The 23,023-nt window shown below is 70.0% G+C and carries 24 protein-coding genes; 6 read left to right on the plus strand and 18 right to left on the minus strand.

Annotated features, from left to right (window positions below):
• From bioD to VBO01S_RS23820, 7 genes are all read right to left on the minus strand, one after another.
• Window positions 1–669 (minus strand): dethiobiotin synthase (gene bioD / locus VBO01S_RS23790; protein WP_062480031.1); only part of this gene is annotated, 669 nt, incomplete at its 3' end.
• The gene (gene bioF, locus VBO01S_RS23795; protein WP_062480032.1) at window positions 666–1,898 is read right to left on the minus strand and encodes an 8-amino-7-oxononanoate synthase; all 1,233 of its coding nucleotides are present in this window, start codon (window positions 1,896–1,898) and stop codon (window positions 666–668) included. The genes bioF and bioD, both read right to left, overlap by 4 nt.
• Window positions 1,882–3,309, minus strand: coding sequence for an adenosylmethionine--8-amino-7-oxononanoate transaminase (locus VBO01S_RS23800; protein WP_062480034.1), 1,428 nt, complete (start codon window positions 3,307–3,309; stop codon window positions 1,882–1,884). The genes bioF and VBO01S_RS23800 overlap by 17 nt, the downstream gene beginning before the upstream one ends.
• A gap of 298 nt (window positions 3,310–3,607) precedes the next feature.
• On the minus strand, window positions 3,608–3,919 hold the full coding sequence (locus VBO01S_RS23805; RefSeq protein ID WP_062480036.1) for a hypothetical protein: 312 nt from the start codon (window positions 3,917–3,919) through the stop codon (window positions 3,608–3,610).
• A 114-nt stretch (window positions 3,920–4,033) separates the two neighbouring features.
• On the minus strand, window positions 4,034–4,624 hold the full coding sequence (locus tag VBO01S_RS23810) for a DUF4304 domain-containing protein (RefSeq protein ID WP_062480038.1): 591 nt from the start codon (window positions 4,622–4,624) through the stop codon (window positions 4,034–4,036).
• A complete protein-coding gene (locus tag VBO01S_RS23815) occupies window positions 4,621–5,238 on the minus strand; it encodes an alpha-ketoglutarate-dependent dioxygenase AlkB (protein WP_062480040.1) in 618 nt (205 codons plus the stop codon). The genes VBO01S_RS23810 and VBO01S_RS23815 overlap by 4 nt, the downstream gene beginning before the upstream one ends.
• The gene (locus tag VBO01S_RS23820) at window positions 5,216–7,555 is read right to left on the minus strand and encodes an ATP-dependent DNA helicase (RefSeq protein ID WP_062480041.1); all 2,340 of its coding nucleotides are present in this window, start codon (window positions 7,553–7,555) and stop codon (window positions 5,216–5,218) included. The genes VBO01S_RS23815 and VBO01S_RS23820 overlap by 23 nt, the downstream gene beginning before the upstream one ends.
• A gap of 141 nt (window positions 7,556–7,696) precedes the next feature.
• On the opposite strand from VBO01S_RS23820, the gene VBO01S_RS23825 reads away from it, so the two are divergent.
• The 5 genes from VBO01S_RS23825 (at window position 7,697) to VBO01S_RS23845 (ending at window position 14,338) form a co-directional block, all read left to right on the plus strand.
• On the plus strand, window positions 7,697–11,197 hold the full coding sequence (locus VBO01S_RS23825) for a response regulator (protein ID WP_062480043.1): 3,501 nt from the start codon (window positions 7,697–7,699) through the stop codon (window positions 11,195–11,197).
• 47 nt (window positions 11,198–11,244) lie between these two features.
• On the plus strand, window positions 11,245–12,075 hold the full coding sequence (locus VBO01S_RS23830) for a CheR family methyltransferase (protein ID WP_062480071.1): 831 nt from the start codon (window positions 11,245–11,247) through the stop codon (window positions 12,073–12,075).
• Window positions 12,072–12,686, plus strand: a complete 615-nt coding sequence (locus VBO01S_RS23835; protein WP_062480044.1) for a chemotaxis protein CheB — start codon at window positions 12,072–12,074, stop codon at window positions 12,684–12,686. Before VBO01S_RS23830 ends, VBO01S_RS23835 begins: the two co-directional genes overlap by 4 nt.
• The gene (locus tag VBO01S_RS23840) at window positions 12,676–13,893 is read left to right on the plus strand and encodes a hybrid sensor histidine kinase/response regulator (protein WP_062480046.1); all 1,218 of its coding nucleotides are present in this window, start codon (window positions 12,676–12,678) and stop codon (window positions 13,891–13,893) included. Before VBO01S_RS23835 ends, VBO01S_RS23840 begins: the two co-directional genes overlap by 11 nt.
• An 85-nt stretch (window positions 13,894–13,978) precedes the next feature.
• A complete protein-coding gene (locus VBO01S_RS23845) occupies window positions 13,979–14,338 on the plus strand; it encodes a response regulator (RefSeq protein ID WP_062480052.1) in 360 nt (119 codons plus the stop codon).
• 19 nt (window positions 14,339–14,357) lie between these two features.
• On the opposite strand, the gene VBO01S_RS23850 is transcribed toward VBO01S_RS23845, so the two are convergent.
• The 3 genes from VBO01S_RS23850 to VBO01S_RS23860 all read right to left on the minus strand — a co-directional run bounded on the left by VBO01S_RS23850 (window position 14,358) and on the right by VBO01S_RS23860 (window position 16,200).
• A complete protein-coding gene (locus tag VBO01S_RS23850) occupies window positions 14,358–14,588 on the minus strand; it encodes a hypothetical protein (protein ID WP_070060568.1) in 231 nt (76 codons plus the stop codon).
• 185 nt (window positions 14,589–14,773) lie between these two features.
• Window positions 14,774–15,130, minus strand: a complete 357-nt coding sequence (locus tag VBO01S_RS23855) for a hypothetical protein (protein ID WP_062480054.1) — start codon at window positions 15,128–15,130, stop codon at window positions 14,774–14,776.
• A 122-nt stretch (window positions 15,131–15,252) separates the two neighbouring features.
• Complete coding sequence (locus VBO01S_RS23860; protein WP_062480056.1) at window positions 15,253–16,200, minus strand: adenylate/guanylate cyclase domain-containing protein; 948 nt, start codon at window positions 16,198–16,200, stop codon at window positions 15,253–15,255.
• A gap of 331 nt (window positions 16,201–16,531) precedes the next feature.
• Here VBO01S_RS23860 and VBO01S_RS23865 point away from each other — a divergent pair, with 331 nt between their 5' ends.
• On the plus strand, window positions 16,532–16,867 hold the full coding sequence (locus tag VBO01S_RS23865) for a hypothetical protein (RefSeq protein WP_062480058.1): 336 nt from the start codon (window positions 16,532–16,534) through the stop codon (window positions 16,865–16,867).
• A gap of 52 nt (window positions 16,868–16,919) precedes the next feature.
• Here the strand turns inward: VBO01S_RS23865 and VBO01S_RS23870 are convergent, their stop codons facing one another.
• The 8 genes from VBO01S_RS23870 to VBO01S_RS23905 all read right to left on the minus strand — a co-directional run.
• Window positions 16,920–17,897: an LD-carboxypeptidase gene (locus VBO01S_RS23870; protein WP_062480060.1), complete on the minus strand. Its 978-nt coding sequence runs from the start codon at window positions 17,895–17,897 to the stop codon at window positions 16,920–16,922.
• Window positions 17,894–19,009 carry a tRNA adenosine(34) deaminase TadA gene (gene tadA, locus VBO01S_RS23875; RefSeq protein ID WP_062480062.1) on the minus strand — a complete coding sequence of 372 codons (1,116 nt, stop codon included), beginning with the start codon at window positions 19,007–19,009 and terminating at the stop codon, window positions 17,894–17,896. The genes VBO01S_RS23870 and tadA overlap by 4 nt, the downstream gene beginning before the upstream one ends.
• The gene (locus VBO01S_RS23880; protein ID WP_370681691.1) at window positions 18,999–19,217 is read right to left on the minus strand and encodes a hypothetical protein; all 219 of its coding nucleotides are present in this window, start codon (window positions 19,215–19,217) and stop codon (window positions 18,999–19,001) included. The genes tadA and VBO01S_RS23880 overlap by 11 nt, the downstream gene beginning before the upstream one ends.
• Before the next feature lie 7 nt (window positions 19,218–19,224).
• On the minus strand, window positions 19,225–19,860 hold the full coding sequence (locus tag VBO01S_RS23885) for an FMN-binding negative transcriptional regulator (protein ID WP_062480065.1): 636 nt from the start codon (window positions 19,858–19,860) through the stop codon (window positions 19,225–19,227).
• A 65-nt stretch (window positions 19,861–19,925) separates the two neighbouring features.
• Window positions 19,926–20,624: an ankyrin repeat domain-containing protein gene (locus tag VBO01S_RS23890; RefSeq protein ID WP_062480067.1), complete on the minus strand. Its 699-nt coding sequence runs from the start codon at window positions 20,622–20,624 to the stop codon at window positions 19,926–19,928.
• On the minus strand, window positions 20,624–21,124 hold the full coding sequence (locus tag VBO01S_RS23895; protein ID WP_056581174.1) for a GlcG/HbpS family heme-binding protein: 501 nt from the start codon (window positions 21,122–21,124) through the stop codon (window positions 20,624–20,626). The genes VBO01S_RS23890 and VBO01S_RS23895 overlap by 1 nt, the downstream gene beginning before the upstream one ends.
• A gap of 116 nt (window positions 21,125–21,240) precedes the next feature.
• Window positions 21,241–21,894 carry a response regulator transcription factor gene (locus VBO01S_RS23900; RefSeq protein WP_062480069.1) on the minus strand — a complete coding sequence of 218 codons (654 nt, stop codon included), beginning with the start codon at window positions 21,892–21,894 and terminating at the stop codon, window positions 21,241–21,243.
• A partial coding sequence (locus VBO01S_RS23905) for a sensor histidine kinase (RefSeq protein ID WP_062480073.1) occupies window positions 21,891–23,023 on the minus strand: 1,133 nt, incomplete at its 5' end. The genes VBO01S_RS23905 and VBO01S_RS23900, both read right to left, overlap by 4 nt.

Consider the following 23,023-nt stretch of genomic DNA (forward strand, 5'->3'; position numbering starts at 1 on the left):
TTCGGCGGCGCGCGCCGCCGAGGGCTCTGCCAGGTGCGGCACCACGCCCAGCAGCGGCGCACCGAGCCGGGCGCGCAGCGTCTGCAGGTTGCCTTCGGGCGAGAGCATCTGCGGCTCGACCACGCTCGCCACCCAGCCCGCCAGCACCAGCCCGCGCGCGCGGATCGCCTCGGCGGTGAGCAGCGCATGGTTGAGGCAGCCCAGCCGCAGCCCGACCACGAGGATCACGGGCAGGCCCAGCGCCACCGCGAGGTCGGCCGTGTCCAGGTCGTCGCCCAGCGGCACGCAGAAGCCGCCCACGCCTTCCACCACCACCGCATCGGCCTGCGCCGACAGCCGCTCGAAGGCATCGAGCAGCACGGGCAGCGCGACCTGCACGCCCTCTTCCCGCGCCGCCAGGTGCGGCGACATCGGAGCCTTCAGCACGTAGGGGCAGCGCCAGGCCAGCGGCGCGGCGACGTTGCCGGCCGCCTGCAGGCGCTCGACGTCTTCGTTGCGCCATTCGCCGTCGATGGCATCGAGCCCCGCCGCCACCGGCTTCATGCCGACCGCGCGCAGGCCCGAGGCGGCCAGCAGCGCGAGCATGGCGCTGCTGACCAGCGTCTTGCCCACGCCGGTGTCGGTGCCGGTGACGAACCAGCGGCGCTGCGCGGCCGCCGCAGTCGTCATGCGGCCTCCGGCCACGGTTCGGCCAAGGCCTCGCCCAGCGCGCCGATGAGCCGCGCCACGTCGGCCTCGGTGTGGCTGGCCGACAGCGCGATGCGCAGCCGCGCGGTGCCGGCAGGCACCGTGGGCGGACGGATCGCGCCGACGCGCAGGCCATGGGCGTCGAGCCGTTCCATGGTCTGCATGGCGCGTGCGTTGTCGCCCACGATGAGCGGCTGGATCGCGGTCGGCGAATCGGCCAGCCAGGCGCTGCCGTCGGCCGGCAGCACCTGCTTCAGGCCGCTGCGCAGCTGGGTGATGCGGGCGCGCAGCTGGGCGCGGCGGCGCATGCCCTCCTCGCCTTCGATGAGCGCCAGGCTGGTGAGCAGCGCATGCGCCACCGCCGGCGGCGCGGCCGTGGTGAAGATGTAGGGCCGCGCGCGCTGCACCAGGAAGTCGATCACCGTGCGGTGCGCCGCCACGAAGGCGCCCGACACGCCGGCCGCCTTGCCCAGCGTGCCGATCAGCACCAGCCGCTCGGAGCGCAGCGCCAGCGCCTGCAGCGCGCCGCGTCCGGTGGCGCCGAGCACGCCGAAGCCGTGCGCGTCGTCGATCACCAGCCAGGCGTCGTGCTGCTCGGCCAGCGCCAGCAGGCCCGCCACCGGGGCGATGTGGCCGTCCATGCTGAAGACGGCGTCGCTCACGATGATCTTGACCGGCGCGTCGCAGGCGGCCAGCTGCGCGTCGAGCGCCTGCAGGTCGCAGTGCGGGTAGCGTTCCACGCGGGCGCGGGCCAGCCGCGCGCCGTCGATCAGCGAGGCGTGGTTCAGCGTCTCCGAGAAGATCACCGCCTCGCCGTCGCCCAGCGCCGACAGCACCGCCAGGTTGGCCATGTAGCCGGTGCAGAAGAACAGGCTGCGCGCCTGCGGAATGTGCGGCGCCATCCATTCACCCAGCCGCTCCTCGAGCTGCGCATGGGCGCGCGAGTGGCCCAGGATGAGGTGCGAGCCGCCGCTGCCCGTGCCGTAGCGCGCCGCGCCTTCGGCCAGCGCCTCGGCCAGCGCGGGGTGCGCGGCCAGGCCCAGGTAGTCGTTGCTGCTGAAGCCGAGCATGGTGCGCGGCGCGGCGGCGCCGGCCAGCGTGAGGATCTGCTCGGGCGCGCAGGCGGTCTCGGCGATCTGCCGGCGGCGGCGCAGCGAGCGCGCGTCGAGCGCGGTGATCTCGTCCTGCAGGCGTTCAAGCAAGCGCAGCATCGCGGGCTCCTTCGTCGGCGCGGGCGCCGGGTGCGTGGGTGACGGCCTGGAGCGTGGCGAGCGTGCCGTCCACGAGCTGGTCGATTTCGTGGTCGGCGATGGCGTACGGTGGCATCAGGTACACGGTCGCACCAATGGACCGCATCAGCAGGCCGTGGTCGCGCGCCGCGAGGTGGAAGCGCTCGGCAAAGCGCGCGCCGGGCTCGCGCACGTCGAAGGCCGTGATCATTCCGCGCTGGCGCAGGTGGTCGACCGCCTGGCCGGCCAGCCCTTCGCGCAGCCGCGCCAGCAGGCGCGCGGACCGCGAGAGGTTGCGGTTCAGCGCGTCTTCCTGCTCGAACAGATCGAGCGTGGCGAGCGCCGCGCGGCAGGCCAGTGCGTTGCCGGTGTAGGAATGCGAATGCAGGAAGCTGCGCGCGGCATCGTCGTCGACGAAGCCCTGGTAGATGGCCTCGCGCGTCATCACCAGCGCCAGCGGCAGGTAGCCGCCGCTGATGCCCTTCGACAGGCACAGGAAGTCGGGCCAGATGCCGGCCTGCTCGCAGGCGAAGAAGGTGCCGGTGCGCCCGCAGCCGACCGCGATCTCGTCGGCGATCAGGTGCACGCCGAAGCAGTCGCACAGCGCGCGCACGCGGCGCAGGTAGGCCGGATCGTGCATCGCCATGCCGGTGGCGCACTGCACCAGCGGCTCGACGATCACGGCGGCGATGCTGTCGTGCTGCGCAGCCAGCAGCGCCTCGAGCTCGTCGGCGGCGCGGTTCGCGACAGCGGCGGCGTCTTCACCGGGCCGCGCGGCGCGCGCATCGGGCGAGGCCACGAGGTGCGCGCTGGCGAGCAGCGGCGCGTAGGCGTCGCGGAACACGGGCACGTCGGTGACGTGCAGCGCGCCCAGCGTCTCGCCGTGGTAGCCGCCGCGCAGCGCGACGAAGCGGCGCTTGCCGGCGCGGCCCGCATTGCGCCAGGCGTGGAAGCTCATCTTGAGCGCGATCTCCACGGCCGAGGCGCCGTCGGAGGCATAGAAGCAATGGCCCAGCGCATGGCCCGTGAGCGCCGCCAGCCGCTCGGCCAGCTCGACCGCCGGCGCGTGCGTGCAGCCGGCGAGCATCACGTGCGGCAGCGTGTCCAGCTGCGCCTTCAGCGCGGCATTGATCGCCGGGTGCGCGTGGCCGAACAGGTTGACCCACCACGAACTGGTGGCGTCGAGGTAGCGCCGGCCTTCGTGGTCGGTCAGCCAGACGCCCTCGCCGCGCGCGATGGGCAGCGGCGGCGCCACGTCGAGGCGGATGCTCTGGGTGCAGGGGTGCCAGACATGGCGGCGGCTGCGCTGTTGCCAGTCGGCGTTGGCATTGGCGGCATCGGCACCTGCGGCGGCTGGCGCGGTCGTGGGGGAGAAAACGTTCGAGGGAGGCACCCGCGCGTTCCTTTCTGGAGGGCAAGGCGGCGGATCGTATCGACGCGAACGCGCCCCGGCAAACGCCCGGAACGCGTGCGAAAAGAAGGCGGAATGACCGAGGTTGGGCGGTGTAGCGCGTGCGTTCAGGCCAACGTCGCGTAAGCTGGCGACTTCGTGCGGGGCCGCGCCGGCGCAGGGCCGACGCAAGTTGTCCGGCTGCCGTCACAGATGGCGAAGGAATGTCCGCTTTTCAGGGTGTGCGGTGGGTGGACTCCGATTTTCGGACAGAAGATATGGCTGATATTCGCAACCGGCTTCAGCCGCGCTTCTCGGCGTTGCGCTTGCGCGTGGCGGCGCCCTTCCTCGCGGAGGCCGAGCGTTCGGCGGCGGTGCGGTTCGCCGCGGCGGCGCCACCGAGGCGCCCGCCCTTGCGCGAGGGCCCGTGGTTCTCGGCCTTGCCGCGGCCCGCACCGCTCTTCTTGCCACCGCCGGTCTCGGCATTCACCGTGGCCCAGGCACGACGCTCGGCCTCGCCCTTGGCCACGCCGCGGTGCTCGTAGCCTGCCTCGATGTGCTCGGCCTTGCGCTTCTGCTTGTCCGTGTAGGACGACTTGTCGCCTCGTGGCATGTCTGCGCTCCTTCAATCAAATGGGATGAAAGAAGCCTTCATGCTGGCCGCCTGTGAGCCGCCATGGGTCGGAAGAGGCAGGCGCTGCGCGTCAGCGCAGTCTGTCGTGCGCGCTCAGGCCGACAACACGTTCGCGAGGTCGGCCTTCAGGGCCGTGGCCCGTTCCGGCGCCCGCGCGAGCCCCGCCTCGACCAGCGCCTGTGCCCGTGCGCGGTCGCCCAGGTGCATCGCGATCCGTGCGAAGTGCAAGGCGGTGCGCGCATGGATCTGGTGCGGGTCGGTCTCGCGCAGCATCTGTTCGAAGCTCTGCGGATAGCTGCCATGCCGTGCGAAGAAAGTACGCCCCGGCCCTTCCCACTCGCTCACGATGAATTCGACGTTTTCCTCGGCCTGTTCTTTCGTCTCGCCATAGGCCCATCCGAACGCGGCGCCGGGCGGGGGGTCCAGGCGGTCGCGGAACACGCAGTGCGATTCTTCGAGCGCCTCGGGCGCCACCGGCGTTCCGCCCTCGGGCGGCAAGAAGTCCAGGTGCGCGCCGAGGTTCAGGTAGCAGGCCTTGCCGCCGCTGGCGCCCTGCACGTTGAACACGTGGATCACCGGCCCGTCGATGCGCCGCAGTGTCTGGCCCGAACCCTGGAAGCCTTCGGCCTTCAGCACGGGAAAGAGGTGGTGCGTGAGCAGCTTGAGGAAGGTGGTGCGGTTCATGGCGCGCGGGGTCTCCGGGTACGCAAGGTGATCGAATAACGCAGGTCCTCGGTCGGGGCGATGGCATGTTGCCATGCCCAGCGCGCCGGTCCGCGCAGCAGGTACACGGAGCGCGGCTCGATGAGGAATTCGAGCGCGGCCGGCCCCGACGCGGGCGCGCCGGGCACGTAGGGCCGGAACTGCATCACCGCGTCGCCGCACAGCGAGACGCCGACGATGTCCTCGAAGTCGGGCACGTCGCGGTGCCAGCCCAGCGGCGTGCCGGGGCGGTACTCGGCGATCAGCACGTGGGTGAGCTCTTCGGGCGCCAGGCCGGCCCAGGCGGCGGCCTTCGCGCGCAGCGGGTGCAGCGCCTCGGGCAGCGGCGCGCCGGGCTTGAGGCGGTTGGTGTCGAAGTCGTAGCTGCCGCCGAAGCTGGTGCCGCGCCGGCGGGCGGTGTATTCCTTGTAGCGCATCTCCTTGAGCGGCAGGCCCTGCACGATGCGCAGCAGGCCGGCCTCCTCGTCGCGCGACAGAAACCCGGCTTCGTAGCGCAGGCCCTCGATGGCCGCCACGGGCGCCTCGCCGAACAGGTCGGGCTGGCCGGCGTGTTCAAGGCGTCGGGTGGCGCGCATCGCCTTCCCCGGCCTGCCCGGCCTCCCCGGCCAGCTGCACATGCCACCAGCGCGGCAGCAATTCGCGGATCTCGGCGCGCGCAAAGCGGTCGTCGAGCAGGTGGAGCACGCCCGTGTCGGCCTCGGTGCGGATCACGCGGCCGGCGGCCTGCACCACCTTCTGCAGGCCGGGGTAGAGGTAGGTGTACTCGTAGCCCTTGCCGAAGCGCGACTGCATGCGCTCGCGCGTGATCTCGTTGAGTTCGTTGTATTGCGGCAGCCCCAGGCTGGCGACGAAGGCGCCGATGAGCCGGCTGCCCGGCAGGTCGATGCCTTCGCCGAAGGCGCCGCCGAGCACGGCGAAGCCGATGCCCTGCCCGCCTTCTTCGAAGCGCGCGACGAAATCGTGGCGGTCGGTTTCGCGCATGCCGCGCGTCTGCGTCCACACGGGCACGCCGGGGTGGCGCAGCGAGAACGCGGCGCAGGCCTTGTCCAGGTAGTCGAAGCTGCTGAAGAAGGCCAGGTAGTTGCCGGGCAGGCGTTCGAACTGCGCGCCGATGATGTCCGTCACATGGCGCAGCGAGCCGGCGCGGTCGCGAAAGCGCGTGGAGACGCCGGTCGCCACCTCGACGCGCAGCTGCTGGCCGCGAAACGGCGATTCGACGTCGAGCAGCGCCGTGTCTTCGGGCAGGCCGAGCGCGTCGCGGTAGAACGCGAACGGCGCGAGCGTGCCCGAGAAGCAGGTGACCGACACCGCGTCGGCAAAGCGGCCTTCGAGGAAGGGCCCGGGCACGAGGTTGCGGATGGCCAGGCCGCGCTGCTCCTGCGTGGCGCCCAGCGTGCGCTCGAACACCGAGTGGTCGTCGAAGACCTCGGCCAGCCGCGCGAAGTGCAGTGCGTCGAAGAAGAAGCGCTGCAGCGGCCCCTGCGCCGCATCGGGCGTGGCGGCGAAGTGCTCGGCCATCGCGGTGTTGGCGGCCTGCAGCGTGCGCAAAAAGCGCTCGGGGATCTCATCGGCGGTGTCGTAGCCGGCGGTCTGCGCCTGCTGCAGCGTGTCCCATTCGCGGAACAGCCGCGCCAGCGGGCCGCGCACGGCGGCGGGTGCGGCGCGGTGCGCTTCTTCCAACGCGGCACCTTCGAGCTTCGCGGTGTACATGCCGCGTGCGCGCTCCAGCAGGTTGTGCGCCTCGTCGACCAGCACGGCGACCCGCCAGCCGGCGTCCTTCATGCTGGCGAAGAGGAAGGCGCTGCCGTCGAAGTAGTAGTTGTAGTCGCCCACGACGACATCGCTCCAGTGCGTCATTTCCTGCGCCAGGAAATAGGGGCACACCTCGTGCGCGAGCGCAACCCGCCGCAGTGCTTCGCGGTCGAGCCAGCCCACTTGCGCGGCCTCGGCGCGCGCGGCCGGCAGGCGGTCGTAGAAGCCGCGCGCCAGCGGGCAGGCCTCGCCGTGGCAGGCGCGGTCGGGGTACTCGCAGACCTTCTCGCGGGCCGCGAGTTCGAGCACGCGCGGCCGGTGGGCGCCGCCCTGCCCCAGCACGCGCAAGGCGTCGAGCGCCACGGGCCGGCCCGAGGTCTTGGCGGTGAGGAAGAACACCTTGTCGAGCTTGTGCGCCGCACGCGCCTTGAGCAGCGGAAAGAGCGTGGCCAGCGTCTTGCCGATGCCCGTGGGCGCCTGCGCCAGCAGGCAGCGCCCGCCCACGGCGGCGCGGTAGACCGCCTCGGCCAGTTCGCGCTGGCCGGTGCGGAAGTCGGCGTGGGGAAATTCGAGTTGTGCCAGCGCGTCGTCGAGCGCGCCGCGGTGCGCGGCCTCGCGCTGCGCCCAGTCGCTGTAGCAGGCGCACAGGGTCTCGAAGTGCGTGCGCAGCGTGTCGCGCGTGTGCTGCTCTTCGAGCACGGTTTCGTCGCCGCTGGCCAGGTCGAGGTAGACCAGCGCGACAGTCAGCTGCTCGAGCCCTTCCTGTTCGCAGAGCATCCAGCCGTAGCAGCGCACCTGGGCCCAGTGCAGCGCGCGGTGGTTGGCGCGGATGGCATCGAAGTCGCCGCGGAAGGTCTTGATTTCTTCCACCCGCGCCTGCGCCGGGTCGTAGCCGTCGGCCCGGCCGCGCACGCGCAGCGTGCCGCAGGTGGTGGCCAGCGGCACCTCGCTCTGGTAGTCGCCGCCGCGCCGGGCCTGCACCAGCGCGTGGCCGGCCATGCCTTCGAGCGCGCTGGGCGCGGGCACGAAGCGCAGGTCAAGATCGCCCGCCTTCGCGCCGAAGGCGCACAAGGCCTTGACGGACACGACGTGCGCCGCCGAAACGGCGGCTGACGGGGCGGAATGGAGGTCGGAAGGCATGCTGCCGATACTGGATGAAACCACAGTATAGCGAGCGCCGAATGCGGCAATACGTCACACAAATCGGTATCGAGGCCTTCTCCGACAGGTCAAATGATCTTTTTCGGCAAGACTTGACAAGTTTTGCTTACAAATGCATTCATGAAAACTCCCTCCGCGATCGACCCCGTCGAATTCGACCGCCTGCTCAGCCGCAACCTCAAGCTGCCGCTGCTGGGCGGACTGATCGGCGCCGTGGCGTTCGTCGCGCTGATCCTGTATCTGCTGACGAGCCTGAGCTGGGTCGAGCACACCGACCAGGTCACGCGCGCCGCCAGCGAACTGCAACGCCGCTCCATCGACATGGAAACGGGCATGCGCGGCTTCCTGATCACCGGCGAGGAGAGTTTTCTCGAGCCCTACCAGTCCGCCCTGCCGCGCCTGAAGGCCGACACCGACGCGCTGCGCCGCCAGGTGTCGGACAACCGCCAGCAGGTGGAGCGCGTCGACCGCATCGTCGGCCTGCAGGAGTCGTGGCTGACCTTCGCGCGGGAAATGATCGAGGCGCGGCGCAACGGCATCGATCCGCAGGCCACCGTCCGGCTGGGCCGCGGCAAGCGCCTGACCGACGACCTGCGTGCCGAGTTCACGGCCTTCATGGACACCGAGCAGACGCTGCGCTTCCAGCGCAACACCGAAGCCAACCGCACGAGCTGGTGGGTGGTCGGGTTGTTCCTGCTCTTTACGCTGGTGTACTCGGGCCTGGTGGCGTTCTTCGGCCGCCGGCAGCTGATGCGCCTGTCCGACAGCTACGACGTGGTGCTGGGCGAACAGGCGGCGCACGCCGAGCGCCTGTCGCAGGAGGCCTGGCTGCGCAATGCGCAGACCGAGCTGGTGGGCGAGCTGGTCGGCGAACTCAGTGCGCCGGACATGGGCCGCAAGATCCTGGCGTTCTTCTCGCGCCACCTCGGCAGCTCGGTCGGCGCGCTCTATGTGCGCGAGCGCCACGGCCCGCTGCGTCGCGCCGCGAGCTACGGTTTCTCCAGCGAGGCCGAAGCCTCGCCGCAGGTGTTCTCTCCCACCGAAAGCCTGATCGGCCAGGCGGCGGCCGAGCAGCGCCGCATGCTGATCGACCCGGTGCAGGCCGACTACCTGAAGGTCAACTCCGGCCTCGGCGAGATGGCGCCCAAGGCCGTGCTGCTGCTGCCGGTGGCGGCCGACGGCGCCGTCAACGGCGTGCTCGAACTCGGCCTGCCGGGCACGCCCGACGCGCGCAGCGAGCAGCTGTTCGACCTCGTGGCCGACGACATCGGCACCTCGCTGGCGGCGGCGCGCTACCGCGAGCAGCTGCAGGACGTGCTGGCCGAGACCCAGCAGCTCAACGAGGAACTGCAGGTGCAGCAGGAAGAGCTGCGCACCGCCAACGAAGAGCTCGAAGAACAGTCGCGCGCCCTGCGCGCCTCGCAAGCCATGCTGGAGAACCAGCAGGCCGAGCTGGAGCAGACCAACAGCCAGCTCTCCGAGCGCACCGAGGCGCTCGACCAGCGCAACACCGCCCTGCGCCGCGTGCAGCGCGACCTGGAAGACCGCGCCGACGAGCTGCAGCGCGCCAGCCGCTACAAGTCGGAGTTCCTGGCGAACATGTCGCACGAACTGCGCACGCCGCTGAACAGCGCGCTGATCCTGGCCAAGCTGCTGGGCGACAACCCGCAGGGCAACCTGTCGCTGGAGCAGGTGAAGTTCGCGGAATCGATCTACGCCTCGGGCAACGACCTGCTGGTGCTGATCAACGACATCCTGGACATCGCCAAGGTCGAGGCCGGCAAGCTGGAGCTGGTGCCGGAAGAGGTGCCGCTCGACAAGCTGGCCCAGAGCCTGGAAAGCACCTTCCGCCCGCTCGCGACCGACAAGAACCTGGAGTTCCGCCTGGAGCTGCGGCCCGACGCGCCGGCCCTGCTGGTCACCGACCGGCAGCGCGTGGAGCAGATCCTGAAGAACCTGCTGTCGAATGCGATCAAGTTCACCGAGCGCGGCGAAGTGGCGCTCACGGTGTCGGCCACGGCCGACGGCGGCGCGGCCTTTGCGGTGCACGACTCGGGCATCGGGATCGATCCGCAGCAGCACGAGCTGATCTTCGAGGCCTTCCGCCAGGCCGACGGCACCACCAGCCGGCGCTACGGCGGCACGGGGCTGGGCCTGTCGATCTCGCGCGACCTCACGCAGCTGCTGGGCGGCTCGCTGACGGTGAAGAGCGAAGCCGGCCAGGGAAGCACCTTCACGCTGCAACTGCCGCCGCGCGCGCCGCAGACGATGCCGGCGCCGGCCATGCCGGTGGGCACGCTGCGTTCGGTGTCGAGCGCCTCGCCCTCGCATGCACCCGCCGTGCTGTCGCCGCCGCCGCTCGCGCCCCCTGCCCCGGCGCCGGTGGTGCCGGCCCCGCGCTTCGCGGACGACCGCTCGATTCCGCGCGACCAGGTGCGCCGCGTGCTGGTCATCGAGGACGAGCCGCAGTTCGCCCACATCCTGTACGACCTGGCGCACGAGCTGGGCTACCGCTGCCTGGTGGCGCACGGCGCGGCCGACGGCTTCGAGCTGGCCACGCAGTTCGTGCCCGACGCGATCCTGCTGGACATGCGCCTGCCCGACAGCACCGGCCTGGACGTGCTGCAAAAGCTCAAGGACTCGCCGCACACGCGCCACATCCCGATCCACGTGGTCTCGGCCGCCGACAACGCGCAGGCCGCCGCGCTGCACATGGGCGCCATCGGCTTCGCGCTGAAGCCGGCCACGCGCGAGGAGCTGACCAAGGTGTTCGGCCGGCTGGAAGAAAAGCTCACGCAGAAGGTCAAGGTCGTGCTGCTGGTGGAAGACGACGCCTTGCAGCGCGAGAGCGTGATCCGGCTGATCGGCGACGACGACATCGAAATCGTCGCGGTCGGCTCCGGCGAGGAGGCGCTGGCGCTGCTGCGCACGCGCGTGTTCGACTGCATGATCACCGACCTGCGGCTGCCCGACATGCAGGGCAGCGAGCTGCTCAAGGCCATGGCGGCGGAAGAGATCGTGTCGTTCCCGCCGGTCATCGTCTACACCGGGCGCAACCTCACGCGCGACGAAGAAACCGAGCTGCAGCGCTACTCGCGCTCGATCATCATCAAGGGCGCGCGCTCGCCCGAGCGGCTGCTCGACGAGGTGACGCTGTTCCTGCACAAGGTGGAGGCCTCGCTGTCCAGCGAACGCCAGGGCATGCTGAAGACGGCGCGCGGGCGCGACCGCATCTTCGAGGGCCGCACCATCCTCCTGGTGGACGACGACGTGCGCAACATCTTCGCGCTCACCAGCGCGCTGGAGCAGCGCGGCGCCACGGTCGAGATCGGCCGCAACGGCCGCGAGGCGCTGGAGCGCCTGGACCAGGTCAGCGAGATCGACCTCGTGCTGATGGACGTGATGATGCCGGAGATGGACGGCCTGGAAGCCACGCGCCGCCTGCGCGCCGACCCGCGCTTCGCGAAGATGCCGGTGATCGCCATCACCGCCAAGGCCATGAAGGACGACCGCGACCAGTGCCTGGCCGCGGGCGCCAGCGACTACCTGGCCAAGCCAGTCGACCTGGAGCGCCTGTTCTCGCTGTTGCGCGTGTGGATGCCGAAGATGGAGCGCCTGTGACCCGCAAGCCCCTCCCCGCCGCGCTGCAGGACCCGGCCACCGCCCCCATGCAGCCCCAGCCGCTGAGCGACACCGAGATCGAGCTGCGCCTGCTGATGGAGGCCATCTACCTCAAGTACAGCTACGACTTCCGCAACTACACCACCGCCTCGCAGAAGCGCCGCGTGCTGTACGCGCTGGAGCAGCTCGAGCTGCCCAGCATCTCGGCGCTGCAGGACCGCGTGCTGCGCGACGCGGCGCTGTTCGGCCAGCTGCTGCAGTTCCTGACCATCCCGGTGAGCGAGATGTTCCGCGACCCGGCCTACTTCCTGGCGCTGCGCCGGCATGTGGTGCCGATCCTGCACACCTACCCGTCGGTCAAGGTGTGGGTGGCGGGCTGCAGCACCGGCGAAGAGGTGTTCTCGCTGGCCATCCTGCTGCGCGAGGAAGGCCTGCTCGAGCGCACGCAGATCTACGCCACCGACATCAACCCGGCCTCGCTCGAAAAGGCGCGCCAGGGCATCTTCCCGCTCGAGGCGATCCGCGGCTACACGGCCAACTACCAGCGCGCGGGCGGCCTGAGCGCGTTCTCCGACTACTACACCGCCGCCTACGAGGCCGCGCGCTTCGACCCCTCGCTGTGCGCCGACGTGATCTTTGCCGACCACAGCCTGGCCACCGACAGCGTGTTCGCCGAGACGCAGCTGGTGTCGTGCCGCAACGTGCTGATCTACTTCAACCGCCAGCTGCAGGACCGCGCGCTCGGGCTGTTCCACGAGTCGCTGTCGCACCGCGGTTTTCTCGGCCTGGGCTCGAAGGAAAGCATCGACTTCTCGGGCTACGCCGACCGCTTCGACGCCCACGCGCGCGCCGAGCGCATCTACCGCAAGGTCGCATGAAGCGCGCCGGCACGCAGCACCGTCCGTTTCCGGTTCGCCGCGTCGAAGCCGTGGTGCTCGGCGCCTCGGCGGGCGGCATCGACGCGCTCAGCGCGGTGCTCGACGGCCTGCCGGCCAACTGGCGCATTCCGATGGCGGTGGTGCTGCACCTGCCCGAATCGCACGAGAGCCACCTGGCCGAGATCTTTGCGCAGCGCCTGCCGATCCCCGTGCACGAGGCGCTCGACAAGATGCCGCTGGTGGACGGTTGCCTGTACTTCGCGCCGCCGGGCTATCACCTGTCGATCGAGCGCGGGCGTCGCTTTTCATTGAGCTGCGAGCCGCCCGTGCTGTTCTCGCGCCCGTCCATCGACGTGCTCATGGCCTCGGCCGCCGACGCCTACGGGCCGTCGGTGGCCGGTTTTCTCATGACCGGCGCCAACGAGGACGGCGCCGAAGGCCTGCTGCGCATCCACCGCGCCGGCGGACTCACCGCCGTGCAAGACCCGAAAGAAGCCCTGGTTCCCACCATGCCCCTCGCCGCCATTGCGCGCCACGCCCCCGACCACGTGCTTCGGCTGCGCGACCTGCGCATCCTGCTGCAGCTACTGGAGCCCGCCCATGCCCATTGAGGTCGAAAGCAAGCTGCTGATCGTCGACGACCTGCCCGAGAACCTGCTGGCGCTCGAGGCGCTGATTCGCGCGCCCGGACGGCTGGTGTACCGCGCCGGTTCGGCCGAGGCCGCACTGGCGCTGCTGCTGGAGCACGAATTCGCGCTCGCCATCGTCGACGTGCAGATGCCCGGCATGAACGGCTTCGAACTGGCCGAGCTGATGCGCGGCACCGAGCGCACGCGGCACATCCCGATCATCTTCGTGAGCGCCGCCGGGCGCGAAATGAACTACGCCTTCCAGGGCTACGAAAGCGGCGCGGTCGACTTCCTGCACAAGCCGCTCGACCCACATGCGGTGGTCAGCAAGGTGAGCGTGTTCGTCGACCTGCACCAGCACCGCAAGGCGCTGCGCCACGAAATGGAGTCGCTGGCCGCCGCGCACCGCAAGCAGGAAGAGCTGGTGCAGCAGCTGCAGCACACGCAGCGCGAGCTGGAGCGCGCGGTGCGCATGCGCGACGACTTCATGTCGATGGTGTCGCACGAGCTGCGCACGCCGCTGAACACGCTCTACCTGGAGGCGCAGCTGCGGCAGCTGCACCTGTCCAAGGGCAAGCTCGACAGCTTCTCGCCCGAGAAGCTGCCCACCATGATCGAGCGCGACCAGCGGCAGATCCGCAACATGGTGCGGCTCATCGACGACATGCTCGACGTGACGCGGCTGCGACGCGACGCGTTGTCGATCCAGACCAAACCGGTCGACCTGGCCGAGCTGGCCCGCGCCGTGGTCGACAACCTGCGCCACCAGGCCGAGGCCGCGGGCTGCACCATCAGCCTGGACGCGCCCCCCGCGCTGCGCGGCGTGTGGGACGAGTTCCGCATCGAACAGGTGCTGACCAACCTCCTGACCAACGCGCTGCGCTACGGCGGCGGCAAGCCGGTCGAGATGACGGTGCGCCAGGATGGCGACCGGGCGGTCGTGAGCGTGCGCGATCAGGGCATTGGCATCTCGCCCGAGGACCACCAGCGCATCTTCGAGCAGTTCGAGCGCACCGACGTCAGCCGCAAGCACGCGGCCGGCCTGGGCCTGGGCCTGTACATCACGCACAAGATCGTGAGCCTGCACGCGGGCCGCATCGGCGTGGAGAGCACGCCGGGCCACGGCGCGCGCTTCTTCGTCGAGCTGCCGCTGCAGCCGCCGCCTGCCTCGGCCGACGCCGGGAAGTAACAAACAAGGCCTCTGTTACGGATTCCGGTAGGCGCAGCGTCGATACTGCGGGATCGCAATCAATGGATGCCGAGAGAAAACAACTGTGAATGTGCTGATCGTCGACGACAACGAGGCCGCGGCCGACCTGCTGCGGGAGCTGCTGACGCTGCAGGATCACACCGCCCGCTGCACCCACACGGCGCAACAGGCGCTGGACGCGGCGGCCGGCGAGCGCTTCGATGCGGCGCTGATCGACCTCACCCTGCCCGACTTCCCGGGCACCGAGGTGGCGCGCCGGCTGCGTGCCACGGCCGCCGAAGGCACGCCGCGGCTGCTGGTGGCGATTTCCGGTTTTTCGGAACGGGACGCGGCGAATGCGGCGCCGGGCGAGGTGCTGTTCGACCACCACCTGCAAAAGCCCATCGACATCGGGGCGCTCGAGCGCATCCTCGCGCCCAGCTGACCCGGCCTTCTATCGCCCTTCAGCGCATCGCGCGGTAGCGGTAGAGGCGAAAACCTTCCTTCTGGATGAAGCCGCTGGGTTCCCAGCCCCGTGCGAGCGCACGGTCGGTGATCTGCGCCATCTGCAGGCCGATGCTGTCCTGGAGGTTGTCCCCCACGGCCAGCTCGAACTTACGGAGTTCGCCGTCCAGGGCCTCCACCGCCGCAATGGCGGCCTCGACATCGGTGAAAGGCCGAACGCTGGTCTGCATTTTTTGTCGCTCCTTCGGCACTCTGCGCGCCTGTTGAACGATGCAAGGCAAGTGTCATGCCCCGGGCCTCAACCCTCCTGCAGGCATGAAATGAATTCTTTGATCTTACAAATGTGACTGAATGTGACGTTTTCGTCAGAGTTCACGCCAAGAATTGGCATGCCTGCAAGCTTGCGGGCGGCGGGTCAATCGCGGTCGTCATCGTCATCGTCATCGTCATCGTTCGGCGCACGGTAGGGATAGCCGGGACCGTAGTACAGGCGCCCGCGCGGCGGGACGTAGATCGGGGCCGGCCGGTAGTACACGGGCGGCGGCGGACGGTAGTAGGCCCGCGGCGGTGGCGGTTCGTAGTAGATCGGGGCCGGGTACGCATAGACGGGCGGCGGCACGTAGTACGGCGGCGCATAGACCGGGCCGGGCGCGCCGATCTGCACCGACCAGCTCGTGCGCGCGCTGGCGGCACCCGTGGCGAGCAGCGCGCCGGCGGCGATCGCGGCGACGGCGGCCCATCTGAAAACAGAAGAATCACTTGGGGAATGCATGGTGGCTCCAGGCCTGGCGCGAACGGCGCCGGCGTGGTCCTGCAACGCCACATGTCCCTGCGTGGTGCACCTCGAAGCGCAGCAGCTGGTTGCCAAACGTGAACGGGATTCCCAGCCGGCCTTCAGTTCACGATGGCCCGGCGCGACAGCATCACGTCGTCGCCCGTCGTGTTGAAGGCGATGGTCGGCGCGCTGAAATCGCTCAGCGGCGCGCCCAGGCCGATCTCGCCGCGGCCGTGCAGCACGCACTCGTCGCGCCGCAGCGCGATCTCGTGGCTCGGCCCACCGTTGCCGTGGAAGCGCACCCAGGTGCCGTAGGTGCTGACATCGATCAGCACGCAACTGCCCTGCCGCTCCTCGATGCGCGCATGCAGCCGCGACACGCGCGGGTCGTTGACCACGAACTGCGCGTCGCCCACGCGGCCCAGGTGAATGGGCAGCTGGTCGATGCGGAACATGGAGCGCACGTCGAGCCACGCGAGTTCGATGCGGCCGAAGGTGGAATCGGGCAGCCGCGCCGGCAGCAACGCGGCCGGCACGGTGAGGAAGCTGGTCAGGTCTTCCTGCCAGTCGATGCGGTGGACGATCGACATCTCGGTGCGCCCGCGGATGCTGATCGGCCCGAGGTCGCGGTGCTGCACGGCGCCTTCGTGCAATTGCTGGATCACCGCCTCGGTGACCCAGATCTGGCCGGGGCCGGCCAGGTCGCTCAGGCGCGAGGCCAGGTTGACGGCGTCGCCGAAGCAGTCGCCCTCCACCTCGACCACGTCGCCGCTGGCCACGCCGATCTGCAGCGCCATGCGCAGCGGCACGGGCCAGCCGGCCAGGCGCTTCTGGTGGTAGCGCTGCAGCTCGATGACCGCGTGCGTGGCGGCGGCGCCGCTGGTGAAGATGGCGAACACGCCGTCGCCCAGCGATTTCACGACCCGGCCGCCGTGGGCCTCGCACACACGCCCGATCCATTGGGTCAGCCGCGTCACGGTCTCGGTGGCACGTGCATTCCCCATGGCCTCGAAGACCCTGGTACTTCCGGTCAAGTCCGCGAAAACGACTGTGGAATTGACACCCATACTGTTTTTTCTTGGCGGCAAGCGCTGGTTATGTTGCTCTGGACCTTTCGCCGCTCCTGCGAGAAGTTTCCCCGACATGCGCCTTCACATGCAAGGAACGATCCGCAGAAGCTTCTTGTTGACGCTGCAGCGATTGGGCCAGCTTGGCGCATCGTGCAGATGAATGCCAAAGTTTTTTAATACTTTTGCGCTCAAAATTCAAATGACAACAAAAGAGACCGCTAAAGCTTGTTGTTTGCAAACAAGAAACGGTGTTTCACATCTTGTGTCCCGGCGAACTGAGGCTTAAGGTAGCGACCGTCTCAGCTCCCGGCAATACGCTTTTCGTGACATGCTGCTCTTTCGCCGCCTTTTTCAGCTCCTGAACGTACCCGGCCTGGGCTCGCGGCAGGTTGCGGAAAGTCAGCTCGGGCGCATCCGCACGGCGATGCTGTCGGTGCTCCAGGGCCGCGGTGGCCAATCGATCCAGCGCGTCAGCCAACGCGTGCGCTTTGCGGTCGATGTCGAGACCCTCTGGTACCTGCGTCAGGACGTGATGGTCGCGCTGAGCGCCATCGACGGCGAATCGGCCGCGCGGCGCCAGATGAAAGAAATCAACAGCATGTTCAAGGGCGGCCTGCCCGGCTCGATGGGCCCGCGCGTCCATCAGCGTTTCACCAACCAGTGATGTCCTGATCGGCCGGCATCGCAGCGGCACCGGTGGCCGCCTGCGTGCTGGCTCAATGGTCGTGGCCGTGATGGTCGTGACCGTGGTGCGCATGGTCATGGTGGCCATGCCGATGGCCCCACACCAGGAACACGTCGCGCCCCTCGGCGGCCAGCGCCACCTTCGCACCCACCGGCAGCAGCACCTTGGTCTGCACATGCCCGAACGGCAAGCCGGCAATCACCTGCACCTTCTTCAGGCTTGAACGCAGCCGGTCGATCACCGTGTTCATGCCGAAGCCGCGGTCGTAGCCGGCGATGTTGCGCACGCCCGTGAACTGGCCGAACACGACGGCCTTCTGGCGCGCCAGCACGCCCGCGAGCTTCAGCTGGTCGAGCATGCGCTCGACGCGGTACGGGTGCTCGTTGGTGTCCTCGATGAAGAGCACGCCCTTGTCGACCACCGGGAAGTACGGCGTGCCCAGCAGGCTGGTCAGCACGCAGAGGTTGCCGCCCCAGAGCACGGCGTCTTCGATCGGCTTGACCTTGAGTTCGGCGTCGCGCGCCGGCATGCGCCAGCCGGTGCCCTCGCCCTGCCCGCTCAACAGGTCGTCGAAGCAGGCTTCCATGATGTCGTCGGCACCGCCTTCGGCGCCGAAGTCTTCGCCGACCGCGGGGCCCGACCAGGTGACGGCGCCGTTCTTGGCCAGCAGTGCGTTCTGCAGGGCCGTGAAGTCGCTGCAGCCGACGAACTCGGTGCCCTTGTCGATGGCCTTGGCCAGCGCCTTGTACGGCAGCGCGTCGAGGATGCGCGTGAGGCCGTAGCCGCCGCGCGCGATCAGCGCCACGTCGGCGCCGCTGGCGGCCGCACGCGAGATGGCGGCGAGCCGGGTGGCGTCGTCGCCCGCGAAACGCTGGTACGCCAAGAGCGCGGCTTCATCGACTTCGACTTCATGGCCCAGGGCCTTCAACCGCGCCACGCCACGCCGGAAGGCGGCCTTGTCGCGAATGGCACTGGAGGGGGAATAGATGTAGATATGTTTGGACGTCACGTCGTCGAGTATCCCATTGCGTCCCGGATCTGCCGGGCCAGGGGGGTGGCCTGCGCCGCCGTTGGACCGCCCGATGCTGCGCGTGAACCCAGCGCGCGCAGCGCAGCTTCGTAGCCCCGGTCGGGGAACGGCGCGCGCCAGGCGTCCTTGGCGCGCACGCCGCTGTCGGGGGCGGTGAGCGTCGCGCTGAAGCGGCCCGGTGCCGCTGCTTGCAGCAGCACGGCCAGTTCACCGCCTGCGGCGCTGTGCACCAGCGCGAGCGGTTCGGGATGCACCTGCTCGAGCCACGCCAGCAGCACGTCGCGGTGCCATTCGAGCTGGTGCGTCGCCTCGCGCTTGGGCTTGTCGCTCTTGCCGAAGCCGATCAGGTCGGGCACCAGCGTGCGCAGGCCGGGCGTGCCGACGAGGTGGCGGAAGAAGTAGCCCCACTCGCCTGGGCCATGCAGGCACAGGCAATCGGCCACGCGGCCGTCGCTGCCGGCCGAGCCGGCCTCGTCGACCCAGTGCAGGCGCCAGCCTTGCAAGATTGGCAAGTCCTGCGCGTGATGCGGCGCGAAGTCGAAATCGGTGAGCGCCGCAAAGCGTTCGGCGGGCGTGCGCAAGGCATCGTCGCGCAGCGGCTCGGCCTGCGCGCGCGCGGCGCTGCGGCGTTGCTGGAAGAAGCGCTGCAGCAGCGCACTGCAGTCGTCGGCCAGCACGCCGCCTTGCACGCGCGTGTGGTGGTTCAGCTTCGGCTCGGCGAAGAGATCGAGCACCGAGCCCGCGGCACCGGTCTTGGGGTCGGCGGCGCCGAACACCACGCGCGCCAGCCGCGAATGCAGCATCGCGCCCGCGCACATCGCGCAGGGCTCGAGCGTGACGAAGAGCTCGCAGCCGTCGAGCCGGTAGTTGCCGAGCGCGGCGGCGCCAACGCGCAATGCGTTGATCTCGGCATGTGCGCTCGGGTCGTGCTGCGCCACGGGCGTGTTGCGGCCGGTCGCGATGACCTGTCCGTCCTTCAGCAGCACCGCGCCCACGGGCACCTCGCCCGCGTCGGCCGCGCGCTGCGCTTCCTGCAGCGCGAGCGCCATCCAGTGCGCGTCCGATGTCGATGCGGCCGGCTCAGTTGTCATCGGGCATCTTGCGGGCCTGGGCCGCGGCGTCGAGGGCGTCCTTGACCTGTTGCTGGACCTGCTGCGCCTGCGTGCGCGCATCGACAGCCGCCGGCGCAGATGCACCAGGTGCGGCCGGTTGTTTGGCGATGGCGGTGCGCGACAGCTGCTGCTTCGCCAGCAGCCCGACGACGACCAGCGCGAGCACGAGGCCGATCAAACCGAACATCCGCATCTCAGCGTGCCTCCGCTGCGACGGCCATGCCGAGCCGGTCCATCCACACGGCCAGCGCCTGTTCGTCGGCCGAGCCGGCGCTGTAGACCTCGCGCATCGCCGCATGCGATTCGGGCCGGTGCTGGTTGAGCTTGATCTTGCATTGCAGCGCCGTCACGTGCAGCTCGAAGCCCATGATGCCGGCCAGCATCTTGCGCTGGAACTCCTCGCCGAGGTCCTTCCACTGCTGGGCGTAGGCCGGCTCGTGGTCGCCGATGAGCTTCTTGAGCAACGCGTCCTTGGCCTCGGGCGTCTCGACGAGCCGGGCTTCGACGGTGCAATGGACCGCGAGGTAGTTCCATGTCGGCACCCGCGCCAGGTCGGGATAGACCGAGGGCGACAGGTAAGCGTGCGGCCCCTGGAACACCACCACCGCGCGCGGCCGCGTCTGCAGGTAGCGCCAGTGCGGGTTGGGCTTGGCGCAGTGGCCGAGCAGCACCAGCGCATCGCCCTCGCGCTGCTCGGCCACGATGGGCAGGTGCGTGACGAAGGGCAGGCCCTCGTCGTCGTTCGAGATCAGGTTGGCAAAGGGGTGGTCGCGCATCAGGCCCAGCGCGACGGCCGGGTCCTTGGCGTTGAACTGCGGAGGCATGTACATGGGGCGGGTTCCTCGTGGGGAGGTCCGATTGTCCCCGAGTCGCCCCCGGCTTGCGGTGCAGCAGGCTACTTGGCGCGTGCCGCTTCGAGCTGCTTCACCATCGCGGTGTAGCCGCGCGCCTTTGCGAGCTGCAGTGGCGTGAGGCCCTGGCGGTCGGCCAGTTGCAGGTTGGCGCCGCCGGCGATCAACGCGGCCAGCGTGCGCTGGTGGCGTGCGCCACCGTCGCCGAGCACGATCGACTCGATCGTCGCCGTCCAGTGCAGGTTGTTCACGTGGTCCAGCGGCGCACCGGCCGCGACCAGCCGGCGCACGACCTCGTCGTGCCCCAGGTGCGCAGCGGCAATCAATGCGGTGCCGTCGTAGCGGCTGGTGACCTGCCCGGGCTTGGCGCCCAGTTGCAGCAGCAGCGTGAGCGTGGTCACGTCGTCGGCCACGGACGCGATGGTCACGGCGTCGTAGCGGTCGTCTTCGAGCAGGTCGATGTTCGCGCCCGCCTTGGCGAGCAGCGTCACGGCGTCGCGCTGGCGTGCATAGGTGGCGACCTGCAGCGGCGTGCGGCCGCGCGCGTCGCGCACATCGAGGCTGGCGCCGGAGGCGATCAGGCTCTTGAGCTTGGGCAGGTCGCCGTGCCAGGCCGCGCGGTGCAGGCCCTCGTAGGCCAGCACTTCGGCGGCCAGCGGCGGCACCTGGGCCGCCGCGCCGGGCGCGGCGCTCCAGCCGATCGCGGCGGCGAGCACCGCCGACCAGAGACCGCGCGCGGTCATCAGAGCTGACCCTTGACCTTCTCGAGCGCGGCGTTGGCGCACTGCTCGTCGAGGTGGCCGCCGGGCGCACCGCCCACGCCCACGGCACCGATCACTTCGTTGCCCGACTTGATCGGCACGCCGCCGCCCAGCAGCAGGAAGCCCGGCAGGTACACGAGGTTGGCGGCGCCGGGGTTCTTCTGGGCGCCTTCCATCATGGCTTGCGTGGGGCTCTTGGCCGAAGCCGAGGTCCAGGCCTTGCGTTCGCTCGACGACAGCGTGTGCGGGCCGGCGTTGTCGGCGCGCTGCACGGCGCGCACGGTGCCGGCGCGGTCGACCACGGTGGCGGCCACGTTGTAGCCGTTGGCGGCGCAGGCGGCCACGGTTTCTGCGGCGATCTGGTTGGCCAGCGCGAGCGAGATGTTCTTCTCGGTGCGCACGGCGGGGGCCGGCGTCTGGGCCTGGGCGACGGAAGCAGCGAGCAGAACGGCGAGGCCGCCAACGCGGATGATCGATTGCATGTGTTGTTTCTCCAGTGATGAGAGGGTTCGTGCCGGCCTGTGCCGACCACGGTGTCACTGTAAAAAATACGGTCCGCTGCAACCATTCGTACGGCTACGCCCGGCACTCCGTAGTTCTACGGAGCGCCCTCTTCTCCCGCATCCGACGCCAGCACGGCGTAGCGCCGGATCAGCTGCGCCAGCGAGTCGCAATCGAGCTTGGCGAACAGGTTGGCGCGGTGGGTCTCGACGGTGCGCGGCGACAGCGCCAGCACACGCGCGATCTCCTTGTTGGTGAGCCCCTGCACGATGAAGGCCAGCACCTCGCGCTCGCGCTCCGACAGCTGCGCCACCCGCTCGCGCGCGGCGTTGTCGGCCTGCGAGCGCTCGCGCGTGCGCACATGCTGGCGCACGGCCTGCTGCAGGGCTTCGAGCAGCTGCTCATCGTCCACCGGCTTCTCCAGGAACTCGGCCGCGCCGGCCTTGAAGGCGCGGCGGCACATCTCGACCGTGCCGTGGCCGGTCAGCATGATCACGGGCTGGTCGACGCCCTGCGCCACCAGCCGGTCGAGCACCGTGAGGCCGCTGATGCCGGGCATGCGCACATCCAGCACGATGGCGCCGACGCTCGCGCGGTCGAAGCCGTCGATGAAGGCCTGCGGATCGGCCCAGCCCTGCACGCGCAGGCCGACGGTGCCGATCAGCAGCGACAGGCTGTCGCGCACGGCTTGGTCGTCGTCGATCAGGTGGATCAGGGGCGATTGGGGCTGGTCGGCGGTCAACGTGTTCATGTCGAAGGTGCCACCAGTGGCAGCAGCAAGGTGAAGCGCGCACCGCGCGGCGAGGCGTTGGCGGCGCTCAGGCTGCCGCCCATGCCGCTGGCCAGCGTTTCGCTCAGGCTCAGGCCGAGGCCCAGGCCGCCTTCGCGCGTGCTGAAGAAAGGTTCGAACAGGCGCGGCAGCGCCTCGGGCGCGATGCCGCGGCCGTTGTCGGTGACGGTCAGCACACCCTCCTCGCCGTTGCGCCCGACCGAGACCACGAGGCGCCGCTCGGCCGCGGGCACGAGGTCCAGCGCCTGCATCGCGTTCATCAGCAGGTTGTGCACGATCTGCTCCAGCGCCACGGCCTCGGCCTGCACGCGCACGGGCGCCTGTGCGCTGGCGTCGAACTGGGCCGCCACGCCGTGGCGCGCGAACTCGGGCGCCAGCAGGTGCATGGCGCTGCGCACCACTTCCTGCAGCACCAGCGGCTTCACGTCGCCGCCGGCCTCGGGGCGTTCGATCACGCGGCGCAGTCGGCCGACCACACCGGAGGCACGGCGGGCCTGCTCGACGGCCTGCCCCATCGCGTCGCGCGCGGTGGCGAGGTCGGGCGGATCGTCGTCGAGCAGGCGGCGCGCGGCCTGGGCGTTGGCCAGCACGGCCGTGAGCGGCTGGTTGAGTTCGTGCGCCAGCCCGGCCGACAGCTCGCCCAGCGCATTGAGCCGCGCCACCTGGCCCAGGCGCAGCAGCTCCTCGGCGCGGCGCCGCGCGATGCGCTGGCGCTGCGCGGCCCACAGGCCCGCCAGCAACAGCGCCATCGCCACCGCCCAGCCGCCGATGGTGCGCCACGGCAACTCGGCCCAGCCGACCTGGCGCTCGGCCACCAGCTCGAAAGGCTGGCTCGGCGACGCCAGCTCCTTGCTCAGGCTGTAGCGCCAGCCATGCGCGGCCGATTGGCCGTGTTGCAGCACCAGTTGCTGGCCGTCGCGCTGCAGGACCAGTCGCACGGGGCTGCGCTGCGGGTTCATCGGCCAGTCGCGCCAGGGCACCGAGCCGACGAGGTCGATCTCGAGCGCATAGCTCAGCGGCTCCGAGCCGATCACGAGCTGGTAGCGGCCGTGCGCCAGGTCGAGCACGGCCAAGTCGGCGCGGCGCTCGG

The organism is Variovorax boronicumulans NBRC 103145 (genome assembly GCF_001591345.1).
In the GTDB taxonomy this organism is placed as follows: domain Bacteria; phylum Pseudomonadota; class Gammaproteobacteria; order Burkholderiales; family Burkholderiaceae_C; genus Variovorax; species Variovorax boronicumulans.